Annotated in this window: 25 protein-coding genes; 19 read left to right on the forward strand and 6 right to left on the reverse strand. The window is 36.6% G+C overall.

Going from position 1 to position 21,004, the window contains the following annotated elements:
- Positions 1 to 146: 146 nt before the first annotated feature.
- Positions 147 to 440: a GIY-YIG nuclease family protein gene (locus ACP5SP_RS04080; RefSeq protein WP_428076069.1), complete on the reverse strand. Its 294-nt coding sequence runs from the start codon at positions 438 to 440 to the stop codon at positions 147 to 149.
- 236 nt (positions 441 to 676) lie between these two features.
- Here ACP5SP_RS04080 and ACP5SP_RS04085 point away from each other — a divergent pair, with 236 nt between their 5' ends.
- From ACP5SP_RS04085 to ACP5SP_RS04100, 4 genes are read left to right on the forward strand one after another with little or no spacing between them, the layout of a single operon-like run.
- On the forward strand, positions 677 to 1,795 hold the full coding sequence (locus ACP5SP_RS04085) for an acyl-CoA dehydrogenase family protein (RefSeq protein WP_424587005.1): 1,119 nt from the start codon (positions 677 to 679) through the stop codon (positions 1,793 to 1,795).
- Positions 1,796 to 1,799: 4 nt separating this feature from the next.
- Entirely contained in the window at positions 1,800 to 2,396 is a 597-nt protein-coding gene (locus tag ACP5SP_RS04090) for a deoxynucleoside kinase (RefSeq protein WP_416085542.1), read from the forward strand.
- Positions 2,397 to 2,405: 9 nt separating this feature from the next.
- On the forward strand, positions 2,406 to 2,621 hold the full coding sequence (locus ACP5SP_RS04095) for a type II toxin-antitoxin system prevent-host-death family antitoxin (protein WP_416085541.1): 216 nt from the start codon (positions 2,406 to 2,408) through the stop codon (positions 2,619 to 2,621).
- A complete protein-coding gene (locus ACP5SP_RS04100) occupies positions 2,602 to 3,204 on the forward strand; it encodes an NTP transferase domain-containing protein (RefSeq protein ID WP_424587004.1) in 603 nt (200 codons plus the stop codon). The genes ACP5SP_RS04095 and ACP5SP_RS04100 overlap by 20 nt, the downstream gene beginning before the upstream one ends.
- A gap of 5 nt (positions 3,205 to 3,209) precedes the next feature.
- On the opposite strand, the gene ACP5SP_RS04105 is transcribed toward ACP5SP_RS04100, so the two are convergent.
- From ACP5SP_RS04105 to accD, 4 genes are read right to left on the reverse strand one after another with little or no spacing between them, the layout of a single operon-like run.
- On the reverse strand, positions 3,210 to 4,556 hold the full coding sequence (locus tag ACP5SP_RS04105; protein WP_424606915.1) for an acetyl-CoA carboxylase biotin carboxylase subunit: 1,347 nt from the start codon (positions 4,554 to 4,556) through the stop codon (positions 3,210 to 3,212).
- Positions 4,546 to 5,004: an acetyl-CoA carboxylase biotin carboxyl carrier protein gene (locus tag ACP5SP_RS04110; RefSeq protein ID WP_424587002.1), complete on the reverse strand. Its 459-nt coding sequence runs from the start codon at positions 5,002 to 5,004 to the stop codon at positions 4,546 to 4,548. The genes ACP5SP_RS04105 and ACP5SP_RS04110 overlap by 11 nt, the downstream gene beginning before the upstream one ends.
- Complete coding sequence (locus tag ACP5SP_RS04115) at positions 4,994 to 5,920, reverse strand: acetyl-CoA carboxylase carboxyltransferase subunit alpha (protein WP_416085537.1); 927 nt, start codon at positions 5,918 to 5,920, stop codon at positions 4,994 to 4,996. Before ACP5SP_RS04115 ends, ACP5SP_RS04110 begins: the two co-directional genes overlap by 11 nt.
- Positions 5,917 to 6,729, reverse strand: coding sequence for an acetyl-CoA carboxylase, carboxyltransferase subunit beta (gene accD, locus ACP5SP_RS04120; protein ID WP_424597254.1), 813 nt, complete (start codon positions 6,727 to 6,729; stop codon positions 5,917 to 5,919). The genes ACP5SP_RS04115 and accD overlap by 4 nt, the downstream gene beginning before the upstream one ends.
- A 212-nt stretch (positions 6,730 to 6,941) precedes the next feature.
- On the opposite strand from accD, the gene rpmH reads away from it, so the two are divergent.
- The 15 genes from rpmH (at position 6,942) to ACP5SP_RS04195 (ending at position 20,521) form a co-directional block, all read left to right on the forward strand.
- Entirely contained in the window at positions 6,942 to 7,079 is a 138-nt protein-coding gene (rpmH, locus tag ACP5SP_RS04125; protein ID WP_416085535.1) for a 50S ribosomal protein L34, read from the forward strand.
- Positions 7,079 to 7,426 (forward strand): ribonuclease P protein component, encoded by a 348-nt coding sequence (gene rnpA / locus ACP5SP_RS04130; RefSeq protein ID WP_424597255.1) that lies wholly within the window; start codon positions 7,079 to 7,081, stop codon positions 7,424 to 7,426. The genes rpmH and rnpA overlap by 1 nt, the downstream gene beginning before the upstream one ends.
- Positions 7,427 to 7,636, forward strand: a complete 210-nt coding sequence (gene yidD, locus ACP5SP_RS04135; RefSeq protein WP_416085533.1) for a membrane protein insertion efficiency factor YidD — start codon at positions 7,427 to 7,429, stop codon at positions 7,634 to 7,636. It abuts the gene before it with no gap.
- A gap of 10 nt (positions 7,637 to 7,646) precedes the next feature.
- Positions 7,647 to 8,783: a membrane protein insertase YidC gene (gene yidC, locus ACP5SP_RS04140; RefSeq protein ID WP_424586998.1), complete on the forward strand. Its 1,137-nt coding sequence runs from the start codon at positions 7,647 to 7,649 to the stop codon at positions 8,781 to 8,783.
- A gap of 1 nt (position 8,784) precedes the next feature.
- The gene (locus ACP5SP_RS04145; protein WP_416085531.1) at positions 8,785 to 9,231 is read left to right on the forward strand and encodes a protein jag; all 447 of its coding nucleotides are present in this window, start codon (positions 8,785 to 8,787) and stop codon (positions 9,229 to 9,231) included.
- Positions 9,228 to 10,568, forward strand: coding sequence for a tRNA uridine-5-carboxymethylaminomethyl(34) synthesis GTPase MnmE (gene mnmE, locus ACP5SP_RS04150; RefSeq protein ID WP_424586996.1), 1,341 nt, complete (start codon positions 9,228 to 9,230; stop codon positions 10,566 to 10,568). The genes ACP5SP_RS04145 and mnmE overlap by 4 nt, the downstream gene beginning before the upstream one ends.
- Positions 10,569 to 10,635: 67 nt before the next feature.
- Positions 10,636 to 12,078 carry a TldD/PmbA family protein gene (locus ACP5SP_RS04155; RefSeq protein ID WP_416085529.1) on the forward strand — a complete coding sequence of 481 codons (1,443 nt, stop codon included), beginning with the start codon at positions 10,636 to 10,638 and terminating at the stop codon, positions 12,076 to 12,078.
- Entirely contained in the window at positions 12,071 to 13,399 is a 1,329-nt protein-coding gene (locus ACP5SP_RS04160) for a TldD/PmbA family protein (protein WP_428066986.1), read from the forward strand. Before ACP5SP_RS04155 ends, ACP5SP_RS04160 begins: the two co-directional genes overlap by 8 nt.
- A 16-nt stretch (positions 13,400 to 13,415) precedes the next feature.
- Positions 13,416 to 14,441 carry a 6-phosphofructokinase gene (locus ACP5SP_RS04165; RefSeq protein ID WP_424586836.1) on the forward strand — a complete coding sequence of 342 codons (1,026 nt, stop codon included), beginning with the start codon at positions 13,416 to 13,418 and terminating at the stop codon, positions 14,439 to 14,441.
- A 2-nt stretch (positions 14,442 to 14,443) separates the two neighbouring features.
- Positions 14,444 to 15,076, forward strand: a complete 633-nt coding sequence (locus ACP5SP_RS04170) for a DUF4388 domain-containing protein (protein ID WP_424586837.1) — start codon at positions 14,444 to 14,446, stop codon at positions 15,074 to 15,076.
- Positions 15,076 to 15,609: a GTP-binding protein gene (locus ACP5SP_RS04175; protein WP_416085525.1), complete on the forward strand. Its 534-nt coding sequence runs from the start codon at positions 15,076 to 15,078 to the stop codon at positions 15,607 to 15,609. The genes ACP5SP_RS04170 and ACP5SP_RS04175 overlap by 1 nt, the downstream gene beginning before the upstream one ends.
- 82 nt (positions 15,610 to 15,691) lie before the next feature.
- Positions 15,692 to 16,858 carry a BMP family lipoprotein gene (locus ACP5SP_RS04180; RefSeq protein ID WP_428076070.1) on the forward strand — a complete coding sequence of 389 codons (1,167 nt, stop codon included), beginning with the start codon at positions 15,692 to 15,694 and terminating at the stop codon, positions 16,856 to 16,858.
- A 71-nt stretch (positions 16,859 to 16,929) separates the two neighbouring features.
- Positions 16,930 to 18,450 carry an ABC transporter ATP-binding protein gene (locus tag ACP5SP_RS04185; RefSeq protein ID WP_416085522.1) on the forward strand — a complete coding sequence of 507 codons (1,521 nt, stop codon included), beginning with the start codon at positions 16,930 to 16,932 and terminating at the stop codon, positions 18,448 to 18,450.
- Positions 18,447 to 19,571, forward strand: a complete 1,125-nt coding sequence (locus ACP5SP_RS04190) for an ABC transporter permease (RefSeq protein WP_428076071.1) — start codon at positions 18,447 to 18,449, stop codon at positions 19,569 to 19,571. The genes ACP5SP_RS04185 and ACP5SP_RS04190 overlap by 4 nt, the downstream gene beginning before the upstream one ends.
- Positions 19,568 to 20,521, forward strand: coding sequence for an ABC transporter permease (locus ACP5SP_RS04195; RefSeq protein WP_424586841.1), 954 nt, complete (start codon positions 19,568 to 19,570; stop codon positions 20,519 to 20,521). The genes ACP5SP_RS04190 and ACP5SP_RS04195 overlap by 4 nt, the downstream gene beginning before the upstream one ends.
- Positions 20,522 to 20,583: 62 nt before the next feature.
- Here the strand turns inward: ACP5SP_RS04195 and ACP5SP_RS04200 are convergent, their stop codons facing one another.
- Positions 20,584 to 20,769 carry a YHS domain-containing protein gene (locus tag ACP5SP_RS04200; protein ID WP_416085519.1) on the reverse strand — a complete coding sequence of 62 codons (186 nt, stop codon included), beginning with the start codon at positions 20,767 to 20,769 and terminating at the stop codon, positions 20,584 to 20,586.
- Between the last annotated feature and the right edge of the window lie 235 nt (positions 20,770 to 21,004).

Below are 21,004 nucleotides of genomic sequence, written 5' to 3' on the forward strand. Positions count from 1 at the left end.
TTGAGGGGGCGATTTGTTGCCCCCTCAAAATGGTTGTCATTCCGAAGTGGCGTAGCCACGAGGAATCTCCTCTGTTAGAAATTTAGGAAAAACAGAATTATTTGAATTTCTAAATTGGTTAATGAGAAATATCCTTTATTGAATATTTAAAGAATTTTTTGATATAGATCCTCCCAATTTGGATTAAACTCAGTTATAAGTCTAACTTTCTTTTCTCTTCTAAAATCTTTTAGTTGTTTTTCTCTTGTTATTGCATTAATTGGATCATTATAAATCTCATAGTATACAAGTTTATTAACATTATACTTCTTTGTAAAACCATCAATGAATTTATTCTTATGTTCATATGTCCTACGTTTTAAATCATTAGTAATACCAACATATAGAACATTGTTATATTTGTTTGATAGGATATACACATAGAATTTCTTTTCTTCCATTTTAAAGTGATTATATTAAAAACTATTGAAATTGAAAAGAGGAGATTGCTCACTTACTCGAAGGGGTAAAATTCCCCCTTCGAACTTCCCAAAAGGAGGAGAATCCTCGTCACTTCGTTCCTCGGATTGACAATTTTTTGGTGTATTTTTGGGGTATTGAGCGCTTCAATTTCTTCTTAAATTGGGTTTTCTATATTTTTCTAATTATTGTATAATTTGGAAAAATGGGAGTGGTTATGGAAAAGATTGAAGAACTTACAAGGGAAGTTTGTGAGGAACTTATAAGACCAAAAGAGAAGGATATAGAGGAAAATGGACTTTATATTCCTGAAACACTTTCAAAACTGGGAGAGCTTGGTTTTTTTGGTGTAAGTTTTCCAAGAGAGTATGGAGGCGTTGGGCTAACCTTTGAGGAAGCTGTAAAATCATCAATTATTCTATCCTCTTATACAAGCACGATTTCAATGATTATTGGGGCACATCAACTTGCAAGTTTGTCAATTTTTCTTTTCGGGTCTGATACCCTTAAGCAAAAATATCTTTCACAACTTAACAAAGGAAGATTAATTGGAGCATTTTCTCTTACAGAACCTCATGCAGGCTCTGACCCATCTTCAATAAAGACTACCGCATTTCTTAATGGCGATTATTATATTTTGAATGGCACAAAGGCATTTGTAACAAATGCAGGACTTGCAAATCTCTATGTGATTTTTGCAAAGACAAATCCAGAAAGTGGGGCAAGAGGAATCTCTGCATTTGTAGTTGAAGGAGATTCAGAAGGGCTTGCTGTGGGGCATAAGGAAGAAAAAATGGCGCTTCCATACTTACCAAATGCAGCACTTGTCTTAAAAGATGTAAAAGTTCCAAAGGAAAACCTAATAGGAAGAGCAAATCTCGGTTTTATTGTTGCAATGAAGACACTTGAGCTTGGGCGAATTCTAACTTCTGCAGGGGCAGTGGGGCTTATGGAAAGAGCACTTCACGAATCGATAAAATATGCAAAAGAGCGAACACAAGGAGGACAACCAATTTCAAACTATCAAATTATACAATCATATTTGGCCGAGATGAAAACTCTTTTAGAAACTTCGCGTGAGATTGTTTTAACTGCCGCAAGGAAGAAGGATTCAAACTCACCCGACTTAGGGCTTTATTCTTCAATTGCAAAATACTATGCAACAAAATCTGCAGTGGATGTGACACGTCTTGCAACACAGATCTTTGGTGGCTACGGCTATGTGAAAGGTTATACTGTGGAGAGACTCTATAGAGAGGCAAAAATGTATGAGATTGTTGAAGGCACAAATGAAATTCAAAAACTAATAATTGCAAATAACATTTTAAAGGGGTGAAACTATGTATATTGTAATTTCAGGAAACATTGGTGCAGGTAAAACTTCATTAGCGCAGATTATTTCAGAGGATCTTGGGTTCTCGGTTTATTTTGAAGATTTCCATTCGAATCTCTTTTTAAAAGATTACTACCAAGATATGAAGAGATGGGCCTTTGCAACTCAAATTAACTTCCTTGCGCTTCGTTATGAGCAAATCGTCCATCACATGTTATTATCAAAAATCCCAGCAGTTTTGGATAGGTCCATATACGAAGATAGAGAGGTTTTTGCAAAATCGCTATATGAAGAGGGCTTAATGACAAAAGAGGAATGGACCGTTTACGATAAACTTTACAATCTTATGGTGACTCATTTACCAACACCAAATCTTCTTATATACCTTGAAAAAACTGTTGATGAGCTTTTGAGAAACATCGCAAAAAGAGGTCGTGATTTTGAAAAAATTCCTCGAGAATACCTTGAAAGTCTTGATAAAAGATACAAAGAATTCTATGCAAATTGGCACTTTCCAAAGATAAAGATAACAAACGATATATATGATAATAGAAAAGAAATTATTGAGCGCGTGAAGAATGCTCTGTATAATGCAGTTTATTAGGAGGTGTTTTTGATTATTTCAATTTCTGCATCAAAATTGAAGGAAAACCTTTTAAAAGTACTTGATGATGTTGAAAAAGGAGAAGTTTATGCCGTTATAAGAAAGAGCAAAATTGTCTCAGTTTTGATTGATTATGAAACCTTTGAAGCCCTTAAAGAGGCTTATGAGATTTTGCAAGATAAGGAACTTTTGAAAAAATACCTTGATGAAAATAAAGATAAATGATGAGTTTGTTATAGAGTTATTCGGTAGAAAGAAGGTCTTTAAACTCAAAGGAGTCCCGTTTTTTGAGTTTGAATTTCTACCCAAACGGCCTTGTATTTCCTTTATTATACTTGCCGCAAAAGATTTTTCTTCGAAGAAAATTAAAGATATTATCTCAGTTATTGAATCTCTTAAACAAAAATACATATTGGATATTGTCATCGTTGTTTCTAATGAGAAGGATTTAGATGAACTTCAAAGGGTCTTCCCTAAGTCTTTTTATAAAGTTAATATCTCTGATGCTTTGGAAAACCCTGTTTTTTCTTCAGTTAAATGTGGTATTAGGGCTGTTTCTCCTTATTCAATAGGTGCAGTTTTAATATTCGCAAATCGTCCGTCTTTAACCCCTGATGTTTTAGAAAAGTTAATTTATGCAATTCAAAAAGGGAATCTTATCTCTATCCCAATAAAGGATAATAAGAGAACACACCCTATTGCATTTTCATCTTTACTTTTTAATGTAATAAAAAATCTACGCAAAGAAAAAGGTATTCCTTATATGCTAAGAAAGTATAGAGAAAATATCTCTTATGTAGAAATCTAAAGTAGTTAAACTAACTTGATCTCTTTAAGAAATTCTTCTAAAAATTTAGTGTGGACTTTATTTTTTGTAAATTCTTCAGTTTCAAGGAGTTTTCTATGGAGCGGTATATTTGTTTTAATTCCCTCTATCCTTACTTCCTCGAATACTCTTTTTGCTGTTTTTAGTGCCTCTTCTCTTGTATTTCCCTTTATAATGAATTTTGCAAGAAGTGAATCAAAGAAAGGTGGCACAGTGTATCCCTCAAATATGTGGCTGTCTATTCTAACATTTCTTCCCAAAGGTAAGTGAAGATTACTGATCTTTCCAAAGGAGGGTTTGAAATTATCAAAAGGATCTTCGGCATTTATTCTAAATTCAATTGCATGTGTTGTGGTTTTTATGTCTTTCAAAAGGATCTTTTCTCCTTGCGCAATTTGTATTTGCATTTTTACAAGGTCAAGTCCTGTTGTCTCTTCGGTTACAGGGTGTTCTACCTGTATTCTTGCGTTCATCTCCATAAGGTAGTGTTGCCCATTTAAATAGAGAAATTCAACTGTTCCAAGGTTTGTGTATTTTATCGCTTTTGCAAATTTTATTGCATCTTCCATAATCTTTAAAGTTTCTGATTCTTTTAATTGTGCTGGTGCTTCTTCTATTACCTTTTGATGGTTTCTTTGAATGGAACACTCTCTTGTGCCAATAGCGTAAACATTCCCATATTCATCGCCTGCAATTTGAACTTCAATATGTCTTGGGTTTTCAAGATATTTTTCGATGTATATGGCATCCTTTCCAAAGGAGGCTTTGGCTTCACTTTTTGCAATTGGGAATAATCTTACAAGTTCTTCTTCATTGTTTACAACTCTTATTCCTTTTCCTCCACCGCCTGTTGCTGCTTTAAGCATAATTGGGTATCCAATTTCTTTTGCAACCTTCTTTGCGATATCAAGGTTTTCAATTGGTTCTGTTGTCCCAGGAAGTATTGGTATTCCAATTGAACTTGCTATTTTCCTTACATTTGCCTTGTTTTTAAGTTGTTGCATTGCTTCAGGTGTGGGTCCGATAAATTTTATTCCGTGATCTTCCACAATTCTTGCAAACATAGGATTTTCTGATAAAAAACCGTATCCAGGATGTATGGCATCTACCTTAAGGAGAGTTGCGGCACTCATTATATTTGGAATGTTAAGATAAGAATCTTTTACCCCTCCTTTTCCTATGCAAATTTTTGTTTTGGCAAGTTGAGTTGGAAGTGCATCTCTATCCTCGTAAGCATATACAAGTACTGGTTCGATGTCCAATTCACGGAGGGCCCGTATGATTCTTAAGGCAATTTCCCCTCTGTTTGCAATAAGGACTTTTCTAATCTTCATAGATCTCCTCTAACTCAAAAAGTGGAGTTTCGACTTCTACCATAGAGGAATCTTCAGGGAAAATTCTTAAAACTTTTCCCTTCTTTTCTGCTTGTATTTCGTTCATTATTTTCATCGTTTCTATAATGCATAGCGTTTGACCTTTCTCTACTACATCGCCTACTTCTACATATGGCTTTGCATTGGGGTTTGGTTTCCTGTAAAATACACCAACAAGAGGCGATTTAACTATAAAGGTATTGGGATTGCTTGATGTTGTGGGCTCTTCCTCTTTTTTGTTTGTTTTTTCTGTATTAGAAGGCGGATTCATAGAGTTTAAAGAATCTTCCTCAAATTTGAAATAAATTTTCAGTCCCTCTAATTCAAGATTAAACTCCTTAATTTTATTTTCTTTTGCAATCTGAATAATTTCTTTAATTTCCTTTGGTGTAATTTCTTTATTCTTCACGATAAACCCCCATTTTTAAAAATTTCTCCTTTCTCATATGAAGGAGTGTTTCAGTGGGTATTTTGACCAATTCTATAAGATTTTTTTCAAGGGCATCTCCTACATTTTTAATGGTCTCTTCTTTGAAGCGGTGCGCTCCTCCGTATGGCTCTTCAATAATTTCATCTATAACATTGAGTGCTTTTAAGTCCTGCGCCGTCAATTTTAAAGATTTTGCTGCTTCTTTTGATTTGCTTGCATTACCAAAGAGTATTGAGGCACACCCTTCAGGAGAAATAACCGAGTATATGGAGTATTTAAGCATAAGTATTCTATCTCCTATTCCTATGCCTAAGGCTCCTCCGCTTCCTCCTTCTCCTATAACAACAACAATGATAGGTGTCCTTATATTAAAGAATTCCATTAGATTTGTTGCAATCGCTGAAGCAATGCCTCTCTCTTCTGCTCCTTCTGTTGGATTTGCCCCAGGTGTATCAAGAAAAGAGATGATTGGTGCCTTGAATTTTTCGCTTATAAGTTTTGCAACCCTTAGCGCCTTTCTATATCCTTCTGGATTTGCCATACCAAAATTTACGCTTAACTGTTCTTTGAGATTCTGTCCTTTTCTATGACCTAAAACACCTACTACTTTTCCGTTAAATTTTCCGATACCAGTGATAATGGAAGGATCGTCACCGAAGCACCTATCACCGTGAATTTCTACAAAATCGGTGAAAAGTGATTGAATATAGTCTTCTGAGTGAGGTCTTTCAGGATGTCTTGCAATCTCTACAATATCAAATGGCTCTAATTTAGAATATATTTCTTTTAATGTTTTATTAAAACTCTCTTTAAGAGATAAATCTTTTGGGTTTCTCTCCATTGCAAGATATATCTTTTCAAGATCCTTCTCAAATGAAAGAAATTTTGTGTTCATGGCAGAAACTCCAACAATTTTGTAATTTCTTGTTTAAGGTTTTGTCTTTCAACAACCATATCAACAAAACCATGTGATAAGAGAAACTCGGCTGTTTGGAAATCTTCTTTGAGTTTCTTTTTGGTTGTTTGTTCAATTACTCTTGGTCCTGCAAACCCAATCATCGCTTTTGACTCTGCAATAATAATATCTCCAAGCATTGCAAAGCTTGCGGTCGTTCCGCCGTAGGTTGGATTTGTAAGTATAGAGATGTAAAGTTTACCATTTTTCTTATAATCATTTATTGCAGCACTCAACTTTGCCATTTGCATCAAAGAGATAATTCCTTCTTGCATCCTTGCACCACCTGAAGCAGAAACTACAATGAGGGGAAGATTATTTTCTATTGCGTAATAAACAAGGCGTGTTAGTTTTTCACCCATTGCAGCTCCTAAGCTTCCTCCAATATATTCAAATGCAAGCACGCCAAGTGCAACGTTTATTCCGTTTATCGTACCCTCCCCTGTTATAATGGAAGAGCTATATCCGCCATTTTTTTCTATTTCATCAATCTTTGCTCTGTATGGTTCTTTATCTACAAAATTAAGCGGATCATCTGATTTGATATTTCTGAATAGTTCCTTAAAACTTCCATTATCTAAAAGATATTCTATACGTTCTTTTGCTGTAAGTCTAAAGTGATAACCACAATAAGGGCATACCTTTTTGTTTTCAATAAGTTCTTCATAGTACAAAAGTCTTTTACAACCATTACACCTTATCCATTCTTTGCTTTCGTTTTTAGTTATAACCTTAACTATCTTTTTCATATCGAAGCAATTATATCAAATTTTCCAAAAAATCCAAAATATGCAAAAATAAACGTGTTTTTCTGGATTTATCAAAGCAATTTTTAAGGTTATTGCTATTTAACTTACTTCCTTGGGTTAAAATTTTCTTATTGACTTTATTTAAACTTTTGCTATATTTAATTAGTTAGGCTTAATTTTTTAGAGAAAAATTTAAATTAGGAGGTTGAGATATGCGTACCACATTTAACCCACACAATAAGCATATTAAAAGGAGCCAGGGCTTTAGGGCGAGAATGAAGACAAGAAGTGGAAGAAATGTGCTTTCAAGAAGGAGAGCACACGGAAGGAAGAGACTTATAACGGTATAGTGAAGCTGTGGGAAAGGCTTAACGAAAAAGAGTTTGAGAACGTCTATAAGAGCGGTAAAAAATTTCATGGAAGATTCATTGTGGTTGTTGCCTCAGATGCGGTTAAAAAGAAAGTTGGATTTGTTGCCTCTAAAAAGATTGGTAAATCGCATGAAAGAAATCGTGCAAAAAGATTGATGAGAGAGGCCTTTTTGAAATTAGAACCAATTTTACCAGAGGATTACAGTTTTGTGCTTATTGCAAAGAATACAATTAAGGGACTTAAAATGCCCGATGTCCTCAACGACCTTGAGGGCATCATTTTTCGTTTTAAGAAAGGTATAGATGCTTCAAAGGAGGCGCATTAAATGAAGAATCTCCTACTTTCGGTTTTGAAGTTTTATAGGAAATACATATCGCCTCTTAAACCACCAACCTGTAGATTTACCCCTACTTGTTCTGAATACGCAATAGAGGCAATAGAAAAGTATGGTGCAAAAAAAGGCGGATTTTTAGCGATAAAGAGAGTTTTAAGGTGTAATCCCTTCTTCCCTGGAGGGAATGACCCTGTTCCTTGAGGAGGATATGATGAAGAAGATTTTGTTTGTATTTGGTTTTGTGCTTTTGCTTTCAGTATTTTTAACAGGTTGTGCAACAAGCCCTTTTCCTAAAACAACTGAGCCTGGAGTAATTGTCCAGGTAGTAGCAACGGGAAGACCTCTGGAAAATATTCCTGTGGGCTTGAGAGTCGTAAATAACACACCTGATCCAATTCTTGATGTTACAGTTAAACTTGTTTCAATTAATGGAAATGAGGATCTTAAGCCTTTTGAACTATGGAAATCTACAAGAGAACTTTCTATAAAGGATGTTTCTAAGACAAGTGTAATTGATGCAGGAAAAGATGCTACATTTACTTTCTACATCACAAGTTATACGGAAATTGAGCCTAAACCTTACCCCATAAAATTTGCGGTAACTTATAAAGATGCAAATGGAAAAATCACAACGATCGATAAGGAAGCAGTGATAAACGTTGTTCCTGTAGGTGGATTATACAAGGCAATGCGCTTTATAATTGAGGCAATTAATAAGGTAACAAAGAATTATGGGCTTGCAATTATTGTCCTTACAATTCTTATAAAACTCATTACTCATCCTTTGACGCGATATCAGTTCAAATCTACGGCAAAGCTCCAGGAAATACAGCCAGAGCTAAAAAAGATTCAGGAAAAATACAAAGATAATCCCCAAAAGCAGCAACAGGAGATAGTAAAACTATACAAAGAAAAAGGCGTAAATATGTATGGAGGGTGTTTGCCAGTTCTTATACAGTGGCCACTCCTCATTATCCTGTATGGAGCGCTTATGAACTATGCGCCCTTCAATAACGCAAGATTCCTTTGGCTTTCTAACTTGAATGTGCCCGATAAATACTATATTCTTCCTGCACTTGTATTTCTTTCAATGTTCTTACAATCAAAAACTTCTCAATTACCTGGCACTGAAATGGATCCAAATACGAAGATGTTTATGTACTTCTTGCCCATTATATTTGCAGTGTGGGCTGTAAGTTGGCCTCCGTCAGTATTGCTTTACTGGATAACCTTCTCGCTTGTTGCAACATTTGAACAGTATCTCATCATAAGGTCTCTTGAAAACTTTAAAAAGATGGCTTTAGAGGAACCAAAAGAGGTTATTAAGAAAGAAAAAAAGGAGAAGTAGTATGAGTGATTTTGTTGTTGAATTTGTTAAAAATATTTTTGAGAAACTGGGAGAATCTCCCCAAATTGAAGCAGGAAAAAAATTTGGTGGCTATTATGTGAATGTGAGGAATCTATCAGATAAAGGTCATTACATTGGCTATGATGGCACGGTTTTGAGGGCAATCCAATTTATAGTAAATGTTTATGCTCATAAGGTTGATAAAAACTTTCCAACAGTCATTCTCGATATCGATGGCTATAAGGGTAAGCAATACGAAAGGTTAAAGACTATTGCAATTGAAGCGGCGTTGAAGGCAAAAAGACTTCGAGAACCTGTGGAATTGCGTCCTATGTCAGCACAGGCAAGGCGTATAATACACCTTACTCTTAAAAATTATCCTGATATTTGGACTCACAGTGTTGGGAAAGAGCCAAGAAGACGCGTTATTGTAGACATTAAAAAGTGAGCGATACAATTGTTGCAATTTCTACTCCTCGTGGTTTTGGAGGAATTGGTGTTATTAGGCTTTCAGGCGATAAGGCGCTTGAATTAGCAGAGAAGATTTTTAATAAAAGGATTGAGATGCCCCGTTATGCATACTACGGGGCTATTTCTATTGAAGGAACACCAATTGATACGGGGATTGTGATTTATTACAAAAAACCTCATTCGTACACTGGTGAAGATGTTGTTGAAATTTCAATGCATGGTGGGATAAAGAATCTTGAGATGGTTTTAAACTACCTTATTTCCCTTGGTGCGCGTCTTGCTGAAAAGGGGGAATTTACCCGAAGAGCAGTTGAAAACGGCAAAATGGATATATTTGAAGCAAATGCAGTTATTGAACTTATTGAGGCAAAAACCGAAAAAGGCGTGCTTCTTGCTTCTTCAAGACTTTTTGGTAAATTAAGTAAGGCTGTTATGAGCATAAGAAACAAGATCCTTGAGGTTAATTCTCATATAGAAGCAACCATTGATTTTCCTATGGATGTTGAAGAAATACCAGAAGAAACTTTAAGGCAATCGCTTCATGAAATAAGGGACAGTATTGAAAAACTTCTTTCTACATATAAAGATTCAAGAGTTGTTATTGACGGTGTCCGCATTGCGATTGTTGGGAAGCCCAATGTTGGGAAATCGACACTTCTTAATGCGCTTCTTAAATTTGAGCGTGCAATTGTTTCTGAAATCCCTGGAACAACAAGAGATACAATTGAAGAGATGATAAACTTCTATGGCTTTCCTGTTAAAATTATTGATACCGCAGGGATAAGGGAATCAGAGGATATCATAGAAAAAATGGGCGTTGAAAGAAGTAAACATGCCATAGAAACAAGCGATTTAATTCTCTTTGTGTTTGACGCATCAACTCCACTTCAAGAAGATGACCTTGAACTTGTAAGGTTTACAGAAGGAAAAATGCGTATAATTGTCCTCAATAAAAGTGATCTTCCAAAGGCTCTCACAAAGGAGGAGCTTTCGAAACTTTTCCCAAATGAGCCTATCATAGAGATATCTGCACTATTAAGGGAGGGAATTGATGAAGTTGAAGGTGAAATAAAGAATAAACTATTGAATATTGATGTTGATTCAATACTTGTTTCAAATAAGGTTGAGCATGATTTACTTTCTAAGGCGCTAACACATGTGAATAATGCAATTAAGAATCTTGAGACAGGAACACTTGATCTTGTTTCAGAGGAGTTAAGGGAAGCAATCGAAACATTAAGTGATGTAAGTGGAGAAAATATAGGCGAGAATGTTTTAAATGCAATATTTGAAAGATTTTGCATTGGCAAGTAGTATTTGAAAAAAGAGCTTTTAATGTAATAATATTGTATGGTGCTTTTATACCTAAAGGAGGTTAAAGATGCAAGAGGTAATTGAAAGAGCCCTTTTCCAAGCAAAGAAGTTAGGTGCAACCTATGCAGATGTGAGGCTCATTGAAAGGGAAGAAGAAGATATAACTGTCTCAAATGGTAAAGTTGAGGGAGTTAAGAAGCGGCTCACAAAAGGATTTGGTGTGCGGGTTATTGTGAATGGTGCGTGGGGATTTTTTTCTTCTTATAATGTAACACCCGAGGAAGGGGAACGTGTTGCAACAGTTGCTGTCGAAATTGCAAAGGCATCAGCGATGACTAAAATTGAAGATGCACGTCTTGCCCCAATTGAAATTTATCAGGATAAGGTTCATGAGCCTATAAAAATTGATCCATTTTCAATTCCACTTAACAAGAAAATAGATTTTATGCTTTCGCTTGATAAATTAATGGAAATGCCTGGAATTGTTGTAAGGTCATCTTTGATGCATTTTTCGAAAGAATTAAAGACTTTTGCATCTTTAGAAGGTGCATTTATTGAGCAGGAGCGTATTGTAAGTGGTGGTGGATTGCAGGCAATTGCAACCGATGGAAGAGAAATACAAACAAGGAGTTATCCAGCATCTTTTGGTGGTGATTATGCTCGGAAGGGATACGAGTTTATTGAGGAAATGAAGTTGGAGGAAAATGCAGAACGTATTGCAAAAGAAGCACTTGCTCTTCTTAAAGCAAAACCTGCCCCAAGTGGAGTTATGGATCTTGTTATTGGGCCTTACCAAATGGCACTGCAACTGCACGAATCTGTGGGGCATCCAACGGAACTCGATAGAGTTCTTGGAGAAGAAGCCTCATTTGCAGGTACATCATTTCTAACACCTGAAAAACTGGGAAATTTCCAATTTGGTTCAAAATACGTTAATATTGTTGCTGATGCAACTTTGGATTATGCCTTAGGAGGGTTTGCCTACGACGATGAAGGGGTTAAAGCAAAGAAAATCTATCTTGTAAAAGAAGGGCTATTTGTAGGATACTTGAATTCTCGTGAAACTGCATTTAGGTTAGGTCTTGAACCGATGGGTGCAATGAGAGCAGATGGATGGAATAGACAGCCAATAATAAGGATGACAAGCATTAATCTTGAGCCAGGTAATTTCACTTTGGAAGAGCTTATTGGAGGTGTTGATAATGGTCTTCTTATTGATGTAAATAAATCTTGGAGTATTGACCAAAAGAGATTGAACTTCCAGTTTGGTACTGAAATTGGTTATGAAATAAAGAATGGAAAGATTCAGGATATGGTGAAGAACCCAAGCTATTCAGGCATAACATATGAATTCTGGAGAAACCTTGATGGTGTTGGAAACGAGAGTTATTACCACGTTTTAGGTTTGCCGAATTGTGGCAAAGGGGAGCCAATGCAAGTTATGGAAGTAAGCCATGGCTCAAGTTATGCAAGGTTTAGAAATGTTAAAGTGGGGGTAAGACATGAATAAGGAGAGAATCTTAGAAATTTTGAATTATGTTGTTAAAAATACACAAGCTGATGAAGTGGAAGCAGTTTTAATGGGTGGAGAAACATATCTAACTGGTTTTGCGAATAACTATATCCATAGAAATGTTGGAGAAGAAAGTTATGAACTTAATGTAAGGGTTGTACTTGGAAAAAAGATTGGTGCATCTTCTACATCAAACTTAAGCGATGAAGCGATAAACGGCGCAATTCTAAATGCAATAAATATTGCGAAACTTCAAAAGGAAAATCCTGATTTTGTAAGTTTACCTAAAAATTACCCTGGTGATAATGAATTTATTTTTGTTTCCGAGATTCCAGATGCCGAAACCCGTGCAAGCATTGTTAAAAAACTTGTTGATGCATCCAAAAAGTATGGTTTTACTTCTTCTGGTAAATTTGAAACTGAAAGATTCCAACTTGCCGTTAAGAATTCGTTGGGTGTTGAAAGGTATATGGAAAGAACCGCTTCAACTTTGAAAAATATTGTGATGACAGACACTTCTTCAGGATTTTCTGAGGTTAGCAAAAAAGATTTTAGAGAAATAGCTATAGATAATGTTCTTGAAGAAAGTCTTGAAGTTGCAAGAATGGCGCAAAATCCTATTGCAATAGAGCCCGGAAAATATGAGGTAATACTTTCTCCATATGCGGTTCATGAATTTTTGTCATCTATGAAATACCTTTCTCTGAGCGCAAAGAATGTTGAGGAAGGGACAAGCTTTATGAAGGGTCATTTTGGAGAGAAGATGTTTCCGGATTTAATAACTCTTTTTGATGACGGCAAATCAGATGAAACATTGAAAATGGGTTTTGATTTCGAAGGTGTTCCAAAAAAGAAGGTCTATTTTGTAAAAGAGGGAGTAATAACTGATGTTATTTATGATTCATTTTACGCCTATAAGGAAGGGAAAGAACCTACAGGGCACTCACTTCCTCAACCTAACTCACTTCACGCATATCCAATGAATTTCTTTGTTGGGAGTGGCACTTCTTCTTTAGATGAGATGATTGCTAATGTGGAGCGTGGTTTATATGTGCAGAGATTTTGGTATACAAATCCTATGGAGCCTGTAACTCTTCTCATAACTGGTATGACTCGAGATGGACTTTTCCTCATTGAAAATGGTAAGATTACAAAACCAGTAAAACATATGCGATTTACAGAAAGTGTTCTTAATGCGTTTAAAAATTGCTTGGAAATTTCGAACGTTTCAAAGATAATATATGAAGATGGTGCAGTTACAACTGCTCCTTATATGAGAATAAAGGACTTCAATTTTACAAGTGCAACTGAATTTTAGGAATAGGAGGTAAAAGATGAAAAGAATTGGTATCGTATGTGATGGTGGCGATGCACCAGGCATTAATACCGCAATTCGCGCAATTGCAAGAGCAAGTTTCGAGAAGGAATATGAAGTTTTAGGCTTCATAGACGGATTTCATGGCCTTATTGAAAACGATGTAAAAATTATTACTAAATCTTCTGTTTCAGGAATACTTGCCCTGGGAGGAAGCATTCTTGGCATTTCACGATTTAATCCTTATAGGGATCCAAAGTATGTTGAGGCAATAAGAGAGAACTTCAAAAAGAATTCTTTAACCTTGCTTGTATTTATTGGCGATAGGGATACTGTTACCATTGCAAAGAGGCTTGCAGATGATGGTATTCCATCAATTGTAATTCCAAAAACTATTGATAACGATGTTTATGGAACTGACTATTCTGTTGGATTTGATACGGCAGTTTCTATGATTGCCCAATCTCTTGACAATCTTCATGCAACAGCATCTGCTCACCATAGACTTATGGTTGTTGAAACTATGGGAAGAGAGACTGGATGGCTTGCACTATTCGGCGGTCTTGCAGGTGGTGCAGATTATATTGTAATTCCTGAAGTGCCATTTACTATTGAGGAGATTGCAGCACATGTTGACAAGAGGAAAAAAGAAGGAAAGAATTTCTCAATCGTAGTTGTAGCAGAGGGTGTGGTATTACCAGATGAAGATAAGAGTAAATTTGAATTTGACGAATTTGGTCATAAAGTTAACGCAAAGAGAATGGTTGGATACAGGCTTGCATCAAAGCTTGAAGAGCTTACGCATCTTAAATCGAGAGTTATGGTCTTAGGGTATTTACAGAGAGGTGGAATCCCTACAAATACTGATAGGATTCTTGCAACAAGGCTTGGAGTTGAAGCTGTGAATCTTGTTGGGCTTGGAACTTCAAATGTTGTGCTTGGAGTAAAGAACGGTGAAATTATAACAACAGCCTATGAAGATGCTTACGACAAGATCCATACTGCTGATACGAAATATTACGAACTTGCAAGAATATTCTTCTAACCATGCTTGAGGGATCTTTAAGGGATTTTTCGCTTGATGATTTGCTTCAAATGATTTCTCTTGGTGGAAAGACAGGAGAGCTCCACCTTGAGGGGTCTACTCCTTTTGGAAAGAAAAAGGGTATTATATACTTTGAAAATGGAGAAGTTAAGGATGCTGAAACTGAAGAGTCCCGAGGTGAGGTTGCAATTGTTGAACTTCTTAACATTAAGGAAGGCTCTTTTAAGTTTGTACCAAATGATACTTTGCATGTGAAACGCTCCATTACAAAATCTATTCCTGACCTTGTGCTTCTTGCGACATCAAAACTTGACGAGTGGAATAAAGTTAAATCAAGAGTCGCTTCGGTTGACTCTGTCTTCAAGATGGCAACAGACGAAATACCTGAAGAAATTCATCTATCTCAAACTGATTGGAAGGTTTTGATGCTTCTTCAAAAAGGACTAACTGTAAGAGAGGCAGCCTTAAAACTAAATATGACTGTTTTTGATGTTGCAAAGATTGCCTATGGGCTTTCAGCACTGAAGATTATAAAGGAAGTTGGGCAAAAGAACCCAGAAACGCAAGAAGTTAAAAAGAAAGCGCCTCCAAAAAACTTTATTTTGAGGCTTATTGATCGAATAAGGGGGCTTTGATGAGGCACTATAAAATAGTTGTAACAGGTCCATTTGCTGCAGGAAAAACAACATTTATAAAAACAATAACCGAGATTTCTCCAATTGTAACGGAAGCGCCAACAACTCGTGATGAAGAAGCACAAGTTAAGGACTCAACAACTGTTGCAATGGATTTTGGGCGCATTACTGTTGATGATGATTATGTTCTTCACATCTTCGGGACCCCTGGTCAATTCAGATTTAACTACATGTGGAGTATTCTTTCGAAAGATGCACTTGGTGTAATTCTTCTCGTTGATTCTGGTGATAGAAGTATGATTGAAGAGGCTAAAGATATGCTTAACTTTTTTAGAGTCAAAACGGATGCTCCTATTGTTGTTGCCCTAAATCACTTTAACGAAAAAGAGCATATAAGTGAAGACGAGTTAAAATCAATAATGAATATTCCTGACTCAATTCCTGTTGTTGGATGCGATGCAACAAATAAGGAAAGTGTAAAAAATGTACTTTTGAAATTGCTTGAACTTATACTTGAAAATGATGTTTCGTGAGATCTTACTTAATTTGAAATTTTCCGATTTTTTATATAATATAAACGCAAATTAATTCCCAAAAAGGGAAGGAGGTTGAGGTATGAAAAAGTTATTGGTAGTAATGTTGGCGATGGTGCTTGTTGTATCCCTTTTTGCAGGGTGCAAACCGGCATCGAAGAAGCTTGATCTCTCAGGAAGGAAATTTAAGATTGGTCTTGTAACAGATGTTGGTGGACGTGGCGACAGGTCCTTCAACGATTCTGCTCTCCGTGGACTTGAAACATGGGCAGCAAAGGTGAAGTATGTTGAAGGTGGTGGTTATGAAGCATTGACTGACGAAGAGTACAAGGCAAGTATTCCAGATGATCTTAAGGACAAAAACATTGTTCCTCTTGATGTTGAACCAATCGTACTTGAATCAAAGGCAAAGGAAGATTACATCCCTAACATTCAGACACTTGTTGAACAAAAGCATGTTGATCTTGTTATTGGCGTTGGATTTATGCTTGCAGGTGCAATTGGTGAATCAGCGCAGAAGTATCCTAATACAAAGTTTATGCTTATTGACTCAACCCCAGTTGATGCGAATGGAAATCCAGTAAATCTTCCAAATGTCGTTGGATATCTTTTTAAGGAACAAGAGTGTGGATTCCTTGTTGGAGCAATTGCAGGTTATGCAACAAAAGCAAATAAGGTTGGTTACATTGGTGGAATGTCAATTCCTCCTGTTTTAAGGTATGAAGCAGGGTTTAGAGCAGGTGTAAAAACTACCAATCCAAATGCAGAGGTTATAGGGCAATATACAAACTCATTTACAGATGCAGCCCTTGGAAAGAGTGCAGCACAATCGCAGATGGCACTTGGCGCTGATGTTCTCTTCCATGCAGCAGGTGCAACCGGAAACGGAATGTTCCAGGCAATTTGTGAAAAAGGTGCTCCTTATTGGGGAATTGGTGTAGATGTTGATATGGGGCTTGATCCAAACCTTTGCCCAGATAGAACTCTTACATCTGCACTAAAACATGTTGATTATGCAACATACGAAGCAATTAAGTCAATTGTCGATGGCACATTCAAGGGTGGAGTGGTAGTTCTTTCCCTTAAGGACGGCGGTGTTGGTTATGCACCGGACCATGTTAAGGACGTTCTTTCTGCTGATCAAATTGCAAAGGTTGAGAATCTAAGGAAGATGATAATTGACGGTAAGTTTACCGTTCCAGAAGATCCTAACGCTGTGAAAAGTTGGACTCCTCCAACAGGATTTTAGTATCTTAAAGTAAGTATTATGGGCAGGTTTGTCATTCGCCTGCCCTCATTTTTTATATATGGAGGCTAAATGTGGAGGCACTAAGGGTAGAGAATATTGTTAAGCGTTTTCCAAATGTACTTGCAAATGATAATGTGAGCCTATCAATTGAAAAAGGTGAGATTTTTGCAATTGTTGGTGAAAATGGCGCTGGTAAATCAACTTTAATGAAGATTGTCTACGGATTATACCTTCCAGATTCAGGAAGTATCTATGTATTTGGTAAAAAGGCAAATATTAAAGACTCAAGAGATGCAATAAGTCTAAGGATAGGTATGGTTCATCAGGAATTTATGCTTATCCCGAAATTTACAGTAACAGAAAACGTTGTTTTAGGGGATGAACCGAGAAAATATGGTTTTGTGTTTGATTACAATGGAGCAGTAAAAGAGGTTAAGGAACTTTCTGAACGTTTTGCGCTTGTTGTTGATCCAACTGAGAAAGTAGAAAACCTTCCCGTTGGAATTCAACAGAGAGTTGAAATTCTGAAAATTTTAAGACGTGGTGCAGAAATCCTCATTTTTGACGAGCCTACAGCAGTTTTAACGCCAGAAGAGACAGAAGAACTTTTCAAGACATTAAGAAAGTTAAAGGAATCGGGAAAAACTATCATTTTTATATCGCATAAATTAAATGAGGTAATGGAAATTGCAGATAGAATTGCAGTAATGCGAAGGGGGAGAGTCCAGGGTGTTGTAAAGAAAGAGAATACAAACGAAAAGGAACTTGCAAGGATGATGGTTGGACGTGAGGTTGTTCTTGAAATAGAAAGAGTCCCTGCAAAGCCAGGAAATGTTGTGTTTGAGGTTAAAGAGCTTACAGTTAAAAATCCAAGAGGAGTAATAGGTTTGAAAGATGTGAGTTTCAAAGTTAATGAAGGTGAAATTGTAGCAATCGCAGGTGTCGAGGGAAATGGACAAGCAGAACTTGTAAATACAATTCTTGGATTTTATAAACCCCTTAAGGGTTCCATAAGCATTAATGGAGAAGAGATGAAGCTTGTAACTCCGTATGAAGTAAGGAAAAAAGGTTTAGCATACATAACAGAAGATAGAAAAAGGAGAGGTCTAATCTTGCAGTACCGTGCAAGAGAAAACATAATTTTAGGTAGTCACACTCTATATCCTTTCTCAAATAAAGGTATCTTAAACGATACAGCAATTGATGAATATACCACAAGAAAACTTCAAGAGTTTGATGTGCGTCCTCCTGAACCTTATATGAAGGCTCAAAACTTTTCTGGAGGAAACCAGCAAAAAATTATTTTGGCAAGAGAACTTTCAATGAAGCATAAGTTTTTACTTGCATCTCAACCAACACGTGGACTTGATGTTGGTGCAATGGAGTTCGTTTATAGATGGCTCATCGAGGAAAAGAAAAGGGGAATTGGCATACTTTTGATATCTTTGGAATTATCAGAGGTTATGGGTCTTGCTGATAGGATTCTTGTTCTCTTCAAAGGCGAAATTGTCGGTGAAACAACCCCAGAAGAGACTACTGAAGAAGAACTTGGTGAAATGATGCTTGGACTTAAAAGGAAGGTGCTCCAATGAAAGAGGTTTTCCAAAGAGTTTTTATTCACAGACGTGAAGAAAACTGGTGGATGAGTATACTTGTTCCAATTACTTCCATTATTATTGCTCTCATTGTTGGTGCTATTTTTATTGCATCCACTGGGCGTGATCCAATTCTTGCATATAAATTGATGTTCGGTGCATCTGGTCTTATTCCCGGTCCATATTTTAAGAACCACTTTGCTGAAATGTTACTTTACACTGCACTTTTTGTTTCAACAGGACTTGCCTTTGCACTTCCAGCTCGAGCAGGGCTTTTCTCAATTGGTGCAGAGGGACAGTTTATAGTTGGAGCAATTACAGCGGCATTTTTTGGCTACTGGAAACCCCTTTATAATTTACCATCTATAATTCACATTCCAATAATTCTTGTTATGGTAATGATTGCAGGTGGTATCTGGGGGCTTATTGCAGGTTATCTTAAGGCAAAGAAGGGTATAAACGAAACCATTATAACTATTATGCTAAACTGGATTGCTTTTCATCTTATTGAGGGTTGGCTTGTTACAGGTCCTATGGCCGCTGAAGTTGCAACAGGTGTTTCAGGGACACCATATGTTTCTCCTTCCGCAAGACTTCCCATAATTTTATCTGGCACAAGGCTCAATATTAGCATCCTTATTATGCTTTTTGTAATATATCTTTCATGGTTTTTACTCTATAGAACAGTGTTTGGATACGAAATAAGGGCTATGGGATACACGGCCATAACGAATATGGAAGCACCAAAGATTGGCGGTATTAACACGGAAAGAAGGATTATGCAAATCATGTTTATGGGGGGAGCAATTGCCGCATTAGGTGGTTCTTTTGTTGTTTTAGGCTTTTTGGGTCAATACCCTCCTGTTTTTGAGGGGGGTTACGGCTTTGATGGAATTGCAGTTGCTCTTATTGGTGGAAATGAACCTGTTGGTATTTTGTTTTCTTCTATACTCATAGGTGCTCTCAGAACTGGTGCGACAGCTGTGCAACTTGCTCGAATCCCTAAAACATTCCCGGCAATCATTGAAGGTTTAATTGTTGCATTTATCGCACTTGAAGAACTCATAAGATTCCTATTAACAAAGCTTCTTATAAGGAAAAAGGAAGGTGTAGCATGAATTGGATTTTTTTAATTAATCAATCTTTAGCACAGATGCTTGATTTTGCTGCGCCAATTTTGTTTGCAGCATTGGGTGGAGTTGTTTCAGAAAATGCAGGTGTAGTAAATATTGCTTTAGAAGGAATCATGCGATTTGCAGCATTCTTTGGTGTTTGGGGTGCGTTTGTCTCAAGGAGTCCCTGGGTTGGATTACTTTGGGGAATTGGAATTGGTGCATTACTTGGTGCTTTCCATGCATACATTACGGTAAAATGGGCAGGTGATCAAATTGTGTCTGGTGTTGCAATAAACGTTGTTGCGGCAGGCGGTATCAGATATTTCCTTGAATGGATTTTCAAGACTACTGGTTATTCACCAACTGTTCCATATTTTGGCGACCCTAAATACCTTATAAACCTCAAGTTTCTTGAAAATATTCCAATCCTTGGTGCATTTGCCCATCTTCACATATTTATTTGGCTTTCTCTTATCCTTGTTTTTGTATTGCATTTCCTTCTTTACCATACAGTTTTGGGTTTGAGGATTCGTTCTGTAGGTGAATATCCCCTTGCAGCAGAAACGCTGGGTGTTAATGTTATGAGAATAAAGTGGTTTGCAGTTATTCTGGGGAGTATAATTGCAGCACTTGGTGGTGTTGCCCTATCGCTTGGGACAATGTCATCATTTGTTGAGACAGGAATGGCAGCAGGTAAAGGATTCATTGGACTTGCAGCAATGATTTTTGGTAAATGGACTCCAATTGGTGCAATGTGGGCAACTTTTCTTTTTGCTTCTGCACAGGTTTTACAATTTTTACTACAGGCAGTTGCAAAGGGAATTGCAGCAAAAATACCGGTTGGGTTCTACCTTGCGCTACCATACATTCTTACAATAGGTGCCTTAATTGGTGTTGTTGGAAAGGCAGTTGCACCTGCAGCAGACGGTGTTCCTTACAAGAAAGAAAGTTAGCACTTGTTAGGCTCTTCGTAACATTTAATTCTAAAAAAGGCGAAGAGCCTATTTTTATAAATTTACTTATCCATTTTTTGCATGGCATCTTTTTCTGGGCCTTCTTTTAGATACTTCTCTGGATCTTGTTTAAATTTCTCTAAACAATGAGCACTGCAGAAATAGTAAGTTTTCCCTTTGTATTCAAAGGTTCCGAAGGCTTTTTCCTCTTTTACAATCATTCCGCAAACTGGATCTAAGTGCTTCATAACACCCTCCTAAAATTTAAGACTATTTAATCTTAAAGAGTTTGTTATTACGTTTATAGAACTCAAGGCCATTGCAATTTCTGCAATAACGGGGTGTAACAACCCTAAACTAGCAATAGGTATAGCTATGATGTTATAAAATAACGCCCAAAATAGATTCTGCTTTATCTTTGCAAAGATTTGTTTTGATAGTATTATTGCTTTGACAACGTTTTCTATATTTCCTTTTACAAGT

It is taken from the genome of Caldisericum sp. (assembly GCF_049967455.1).
GTDB lineage: Bacteria > Caldisericota > Caldisericia > Caldisericales > Caldisericaceae > Caldisericum > Caldisericum exile_A.

Bases quoted from the DNA above. Each gene is read 5' to 3' on its own strand.
- ACP5SP_RS04080 (WP_428076069.1), bottom strand. From the start codon at position 440: ATGGAAGAAAAGAAATTCTATGTGTATATCCTATCAAACAAATATAAC.
- ACP5SP_RS04085 (WP_424587005.1), top strand. From the start codon at position 677: ATGGAAAAGATTGAAGAACTTACAAGGGAAGTTTGTGAGGAACTTATA.
- ACP5SP_RS04090 (WP_416085542.1), top strand. From the start codon at position 1,800: ATGTATATTGTAATTTCAGGAAACATTGGTGCAGGTAAAACTTCATTA.
- ACP5SP_RS04100 (WP_424587004.1), top strand. From the start codon at position 2,602: ATGAAAATAAAGATAAATGATGAGTTTGTTATAGAGTTATTCGGTAGA.
- ACP5SP_RS04105 (WP_424606915.1), bottom strand. From the start codon at position 4,556: ATGAAGATTAGAAAAGTCCTTATTGCAAACAGAGGGGAAATTGCCTTA.
- ACP5SP_RS04115 (WP_416085537.1), bottom strand. From the start codon at position 5,920: ATGAACACAAAATTTCTTTCATTTGAGAAGGATCTTGAAAAGATATAT.
- accD (WP_424597254.1), bottom strand. From the start codon at position 6,729: ATGAAAAAGATAGTTAAGGTTATAACTAAAAACGAAAGCAAAGAATGG.
- rpmH (WP_416085535.1), top strand. From the start codon at position 6,942: ATGCGTACCACATTTAACCCACACAATAAGCATATTAAAAGGAGCCAG.
- yidD (WP_416085533.1), top strand. From the start codon at position 7,427: ATGAAGAATCTCCTACTTTCGGTTTTGAAGTTTTATAGGAAATACATA.
- yidC (WP_424586998.1), top strand. From the start codon at position 7,647: ATGAAGAAGATTTTGTTTGTATTTGGTTTTGTGCTTTTGCTTTCAGTA.
- ACP5SP_RS04145 (WP_416085531.1), top strand. From the start codon at position 8,785: ATGAGTGATTTTGTTGTTGAATTTGTTAAAAATATTTTTGAGAAACTG.
- ACP5SP_RS04155 (WP_416085529.1), top strand. From the start codon at position 10,636: ATGCAAGAGGTAATTGAAAGAGCCCTTTTCCAAGCAAAGAAGTTAGGT.
- ACP5SP_RS04160 (WP_428066986.1), top strand. From the start codon at position 12,071: ATGAATAAGGAGAGAATCTTAGAAATTTTGAATTATGTTGTTAAAAAT.
- ACP5SP_RS04165 (WP_424586836.1), top strand. From the start codon at position 13,416: ATGAAAAGAATTGGTATCGTATGTGATGGTGGCGATGCACCAGGCATT.
- ACP5SP_RS04170 (WP_424586837.1), top strand. From the start codon at position 14,444: ATGCTTGAGGGATCTTTAAGGGATTTTTCGCTTGATGATTTGCTTCAA.
- ACP5SP_RS04175 (WP_416085525.1), top strand. From the start codon at position 15,076: ATGAGGCACTATAAAATAGTTGTAACAGGTCCATTTGCTGCAGGAAAA.
- ACP5SP_RS04180 (WP_428076070.1), top strand. From the start codon at position 15,692: ATGAAAAAGTTATTGGTAGTAATGTTGGCGATGGTGCTTGTTGTATCC.
- ACP5SP_RS04190 (WP_428076071.1), top strand. From the start codon at position 18,447: ATGAAAGAGGTTTTCCAAAGAGTTTTTATTCACAGACGTGAAGAAAAC.
- ACP5SP_RS04195 (WP_424586841.1), top strand. From the start codon at position 19,568: ATGAATTGGATTTTTTTAATTAATCAATCTTTAGCACAGATGCTTGAT.
- ACP5SP_RS04200 (WP_416085519.1), bottom strand. From the start codon at position 20,769: ATGAAGCACTTAGATCCAGTTTGCGGAATGATTGTAAAAGAGGAAAAA.